The 5534-nt window shown below is 73.5% G+C and carries 5 protein-coding genes and 1 pseudogene; 2 read left to right on the plus strand and 4 right to left on the minus strand.

Features of this window, described 5'->3' with window-relative positions; all coding sequences use genetic code 11:
- A partial coding sequence (locus J0670_RS28520; protein WP_207814570.1) for a hypothetical protein occupies window positions 1-285 on the minus strand: 285 nt, incomplete at its 3' end.
- Window positions 286-516: 231 nt separating this feature from the next.
- On the opposite strand from J0670_RS28520, the gene J0670_RS28525 reads away from it, so the two are divergent.
- Window positions 517-1272: a lysoplasmalogenase gene (locus J0670_RS28525; protein WP_243437650.1), complete on the plus strand. Its 756-nt coding sequence runs from the start codon at window positions 517-519 to the stop codon at window positions 1270-1272.
- A 68-nt stretch (window positions 1273-1340) separates the two neighbouring features.
- Here the strand turns inward: J0670_RS28525 and J0670_RS28530 are convergent, their stop codons facing one another.
- From J0670_RS28530 to ggt, 3 genes are all read right to left on the minus strand, one after another.
- Entirely contained in the window at window positions 1341-2063 is a 723-nt protein-coding gene (locus J0670_RS28530; protein WP_207814571.1) for a hypothetical protein, read from the minus strand.
- Window positions 2064-2236: 173 nt separating this feature from the next.
- The gene (locus J0670_RS28535) at window positions 2237-3040 is read right to left on the minus strand and encodes an exodeoxyribonuclease III (protein WP_307806736.1); all 804 of its coding nucleotides are present in this window, start codon (window positions 3038-3040) and stop codon (window positions 2237-2239) included.
- A 120-nt stretch (window positions 3041-3160) separates the two neighbouring features.
- Window positions 3161-4948: a gamma-glutamyltransferase gene (ggt, locus tag J0670_RS28540; RefSeq protein WP_207814573.1), complete on the minus strand. Its 1788-nt coding sequence runs from the start codon at window positions 4946-4948 to the stop codon at window positions 3161-3163.
- Window positions 4949-5255: 307 nt separating this feature from the next.
- Here ggt and J0670_RS28545 point away from each other — a divergent pair.
- Window positions 5256-5534 (plus strand): annotated as a pseudogene (locus J0670_RS28545) (hypothetical protein); the annotation flags it as partial.

Genomic DNA, 5534 nt, shown 5'->3' on the forward strand with positions numbered 1-5534 from the left:
ACCGGGGCCGGCGGCGGCGAACCAATAGGCGAGCCGCAGCAGCCCCGGGTCGGGCGAGAGGTGCTCGGCGGTGGTCCGCGGACCGTCGGCACCGCCCTCGGCGGCGAGCCCGGGCACCGGGTCGGCGGAGGCGTCGACGGAGGCATCGACGGAGGCATCGGCGGAGGCGGTTTCGCGTACGGCGAGGACGGCGTCGGCGGTTCCCCGTCCTGCCCCGCCCTTGCGTCCGTCCGGCCTGCCGACGGCCACCCGGGTGGCGCCGACCGCGTACTCCTGCTGCTCCATGTCGGGGACCAGACTAGACGGTGAGCGGCTCACCCGGTGGCAGCAACCACTCTCCTGAGGAACTCTCCGCAAGAGCCCTCGAATCGGCCGACGGCCCTCCGCTACCCGGCCGTTCCGTCATCCGCCGTACCGGGCCGGGGTTACGCACCGGTAACCCGGTCTTCCGCCGCCCGCCCGGTTCCCTTAGGGTCGGTGGATCCCCCCACCGTGCACCCCGGAGGCACTCCCGGCATGAGCATCCGTACGACTTCCACCCGCACCGGACTCGGCGGGCGCCTGCGTTCGGCCACCGGCCTGCTCGGCGGCTTCGCGGCCACCTCCGCGGCGCACCTGGGCGCGATCCTGTCCGGCGCCTCGGTGCTGCAGAACGCCACCAAGCCGGCCCTGATGCCGCTGCTGGCCGCGCACAGCGTGGCGGCGGCGGCCACCGCCGAGCGGGAGGCTCCCAAGCTGCTGGCCCCGGCGCTGCTGGCGAGCGCGGGCGGGGACGTCCTGCTGCAGCTGAAGGACGACACCGCGTTCCTGGCCGGCATGGGCTCCTTCGCGGCCGCGCACATCTGCTACGTGACGATGTTCGTCAAGCGCGGGGCGCTCACCGACCGGCGCCGGGCCCTGCTGGTCGCGGCCGGCTACGCGGCGGCCTGGGCGGCCATGGTCAGTCAGCTCTGGCCGGACCTCGGGGACCTGAAGGTCCCGGTGGCCGGCTACAGCCTGCTGCTCGCCTCGACGGCCGTCACCTCGGCCGGGCTGGGCTGGCGGACCGGGCTGGGCGGGGCGCTGTTCCTGCTCTCCGACACGCTGATCGCCACCCAGCTGGCGAAGTGGCGGGAGCTGCCGGGGCATCAGTTCTGGATCATGGCGACGTACGTCCTCGCCCAGTACCTGCTGGCCACCGGCACCCTGCGGCACGAAGCGCGGCGAGAGGCGGGGGGCGAGACGGCGGGCGAGGCGGAACTCACACAGGAGCGCGGGCCGGCGACCGTCTGACGCACCACCGCGCCGCCGGTCCCGTACGGGGTCCGGCGGCATGGAGCGGGGTGAGGGGGCGAGGGCCATCAGGCACCGCGCCTCCGGAGCAGCCAGAAGCCGCCGACGCCACCCGCGACCAGCGCGAGACCCGCGGCCAGTTCCCCCGGGTCCGCCGCGACGGAGCCGCCGAAACCGGTCTCCACCGCACCGTGCGGGGCGACCTGCTGGCTACCGGCGCCGGACTGGCCGAGCGAGCCGGCCCACTCCCCCGCGGCCTTGCCCCACTCCCCTAGGCCCTTGTCGGCGAGGCCCTTGTCCCCGAGGCCTTTGTCGCCGAAGCCCTTGTCCCCGAGACCCTTGTCAGCGGGGCCCTTGTCGCCGAGACCCTTGTCGCCGAGACCCTTGTCAGCGGGGCCCCTGTCGCCGGGGCCCCTGTCGGCGCCTCCGGCCGCCACGGTGGCGACCTTGACGGCGGTGGAGAAGGCGCCGCCGTCCGGGCAGGTGCCGTCGACCTTGTTGTCGCCGGTGTGTTGGGAAGCCAGGCGGGCGGAGCCGCTGTGCTTGCCGTCGGAGCCCAGGGTGAGGGTCGCGGGGCCCCCGTCGAAGGCGGCCGAGTGCGCGGTGATGGTCTTGGCGTCGGGCTTGTCCGACTTCTCGCAGGAGACCGTGACCGTCACGGTCTGGCCCGGTGCGGCCTGGGACGGGCTGACCGAGGCCGCGCTGTCCCTTGCGGAAGCGAGGGGGGCCGTCAGACCTGTCAGCACCGTCGCGCCGATCAGGGCGGCGGCGGCCGTACGCATGGGGCGCATGCCGGAACCTCCGGGATTCTCGGGCGCGGCCGAGGACTCCCAAGTCCACGTGGTCGAACAACCGCACCCGGTCACTCACCGACAGTAGGCAGGCGCCCGGCGCCCAGCCACCGCTCAGGACCGTTCGAGCGACGATCCATCACGCAGCGCGACGCCGGCCCCGTCATGATTACTCAGAGCTCAAGATCAACCACGACCGGCGCGTGGTCCGAGGTGCCCTTGCCCTTGCGGGCCTCGCGGTCGACGTAGCTGTCCGTGACGGCGTCGACGAAGGGCTTGTTGGCGTAGGTGAGGTCGATCCGCATGCCCCGGTTCTTCGGGAAGGCCAGCTGGCGGTAGTCCCAGTACGTGTAGGGGCGGTCGTACTTGAGCGGGCGCGGCACCACGTCGTGCAGGCCGATCCCGTCGAGCGCCTCCAGCGTGGCGCGCTCGGCCGGGGTGACATGGGTGAGGCCCTCGAAGGCGGCGACGTCGAAGACGTCCTCGTCGGTGGGGGCGATGTTGAAGTCCCCGAGGACGGCGAAGGGGCGGGAGCCGGCCGCGTCCTCGACCGAGGCCTTGCGCAGCGCCTCCAGCCACTCCAGCTTGTACCGGTAGTGCGGGTGGTCGACCTCGCGGCCGTTGGGCACGTAGACCGACCAGACCCGGACCGGGCCGCAGGTGGCGGCGATGGCGCGCGGCTCGACGTCGGGCAGCAGGGCGCCGTCGGCGAGGTAGCCGGGCTGGCCGGGGAGGCCGCGGACGACGTCCTCCAGGCCGAGCCGGGAGACGATGGCGACGCCGTTCCACCGGCCGGTGCCGTGCGCGGCCGTCTCGTAGCCGAGCTCGCGGACCTCCTCGTACGGGAAGGCGTCGGCCGCGCACTTGAGCTCCTGGAGGCAGAGCACGTCGGGCTTGGCGCTCTCCAGCCACTCCAGGAGCTTGGGCAGCCGCGCGGTGACGGAGTTGATGTTCCAGGTGGCGATGCGGACGGTCACGGCGGGCGGCCTTCCCGGTGGTTCGGTACGGACGGAGGTGGGCCGCCCCTCGCGAGGGAGACCCACCCCGAACATACCGCCCGGCACCGACACGTCGGGCCGCCCCGGCGCGCGATCGGATCAGCCTGCGGGCCGGACCACGGCGGCCGAGCCGCCCCCGCGTCGCACCGGTTCGGCGGCGGCCACCCAGCGGCCGTCCGACAGCCGTTCGACACCGGTGGCCGCGCCGATCTCGCCGCCGTCGGCGAAGCGGTGCCCGAGGCCCTCCAGCGCAGCTCGCTCGGGCAGCGCCAGGAAGCCCGGCTCGGCCTGGGTCACCGCGCTGTTGCGCTGGCTGGCGCGCGGCGCGGCGATGGCCTGCTCCAGGCTCAGGCCGCGGTCGAGCCGGCCGAGCAGCACCTGGAGGGTGGTGGTGACGATCGTCGCGCCACCCGGGCTGCCGGTGGCCAGCAGCGGCTCACCGTCGCGCAACACGATGGTCGGGGACATCGAGGAGCGCGGCCGCTTGCCCGGACCGGGAAGGTTGGGGTCCGGGACGCCCGGGGTGAGCGGGGCGAAGTCGAAGTCGGTCAGCTCGTTGTTGAGCAGGAAGCCCCGGCCGGGGACGGTGATCCCGCTGCCGCCGGTCTGCTCGATGGTGAGGGTGTACGAGACGATGTTGCCCCAGCGGTCCGCCACCGTCAGATGGGTGGTGTTGGGGCCCTCGTACGGCTCGGCGACGGCCGGGCCGGCGGAGGCGCAGTCGGCCGGGTGACGCGGGTCCCCAGGGGCGAGCGGGCTGGTGAGGGCGTGGTCGGGGCTGATCAGGCAGGCCCGGGAGGCGGCGTAGCGCTCGGACAGCAGCTGCTTGGTCGGGACGTCGCTGAAGGCCGGGTCGCCGACCCAGCGGTTGCGGTCCGCGAAGGCGATCCTGGAGGACTCCAGGAAGTGGTGGTAGTACTGCGTGCCGCTGTACGACGAGAGGTCGCCGTCCTCCAGGATGTGCAGCGCCTCGCCGACGGTGGTGCCGCCGGAGCTGGAGGGGGCCATCGAGTAGACGTCGTAGTCGCGGTAGGCGACGTGGGTCGGCGCCTGACGGCGGGCCTGGTAGGCGGCCAGGTCCTCGGTGTCGACCTTCCCCGGGCGGGCGTTGCGGCCGGAGGCCGGGTCGACCGGCGGGTGCTGCACGGTGTTGACGATGTCCCCGGCCAACTCGCCCTGGTAGAAGGCCTTCACGCCGTCCTTGCCGAGCAGGCGGTAGGTCGCGGCGAGATCGGGGTTGCGCAGGACGGTGCCGACCTCGGGGGGCTTGCCGTTCGGCAGGTACAGCTTGGCGGTGGCCGGGAAGTCCTTGAACCGGGCGTAGTTGTCGGCGGTCTGGCCGCGGAAGGTCGCGTCGACGACGAAGCCGTTCTCGGCGATCCGCTCGGCGGGTTCGAGGTTCTGGGCGAGCGAGCGGGTGCCCCACTGGCGCAGCGCGGAGTCCCAGGTCGCCGGGGTGCCGGGGACGCCGACGGACAGTCCGCTGGTGACGGCGTCCGGGAAGGCGAGCGGCTTGCCGTTCTCCAGGAACAGAGAGGCGTCGGCGCTGCGGCCCGCCACCTCGCGGCCGTCTATGGTGTGCACCCGGCCGGTGGCGTGGTCGTAGTAGACGAAGTACCCGCCGCCGCCCACCCCGGAGGAGTACGGCTCGGTGACCCCGAGCGCCGCGGCGGCGGCCACCGCCGCGTCCACCGCGTTGCCGCCCTTGCGCAGCACCTCGATGCCGGCCGCGGTCGCGTCGGCGTCGACGGTGGCCACCGCTCCGCCCCACCCCACCGCCTCCGGCACCTTCGGCGGCGGAGCGGCGGCACCGGCCGGCCCGGCGTTCGCCCAGACCAGGGCGGTGGTGAGTAACAGTGATGGCGCGAGACGGGTCAGAGCCCTCATCCGAGTCCTCCTGAGGCGACGTCAACGCATCAGTTGTTCCACAGGAGGCATCATCCGACAACCACACCAGGCCGCTACCAACCGGTAGTTGACGGGCCGGAGGGGGCGGGAAGTCGGAGGTCACGGTCCGGATTCGATTCCGGACGCGCCCGATCAACTTCTTATGCGATCCATATACGGTGAGCGGGCCACCATGAACCCACCACAAGAAGGACGCAGCTCCTCCGTGTATCCGCCACCGCCACCGCCCCTGCCGTCCCAGCTGCCGCCCGCTCCCCCGCGGCGCCCCTGGTGGCAGCACCGCGCGGTGCATGCCGCCAGCTTCCTCGTCTTCCCGCTCGCGGCCTTCCCGATCGCCTGGACCTGGCCCCGGCCGCTCTGGCGCAAGCTCACCAGTACCGTGGTGGCGGCGTTCTGCAGCCTGGTGTGGCTCGGGGCGATCGTCGGCCCCAAACCGGCCGAGCCGGCGCACACCCCGGTTCCGGCGGTGGCCCCGGTAAGCCCGTCCGCGACCGAGACGCCGTCGGCGGCCCCGGCGCCCACACCGGATCCGACGCCGACGGCGCTGCCCACGCCGGTCGAGACG

This window comes from Streptomyces sp. FH025, from assembly GCF_017427025.1.
Taxonomy (GTDB): Bacteria; Actinomycetota; Actinomycetes; order Streptomycetales; family Streptomycetaceae; genus Kitasatospora.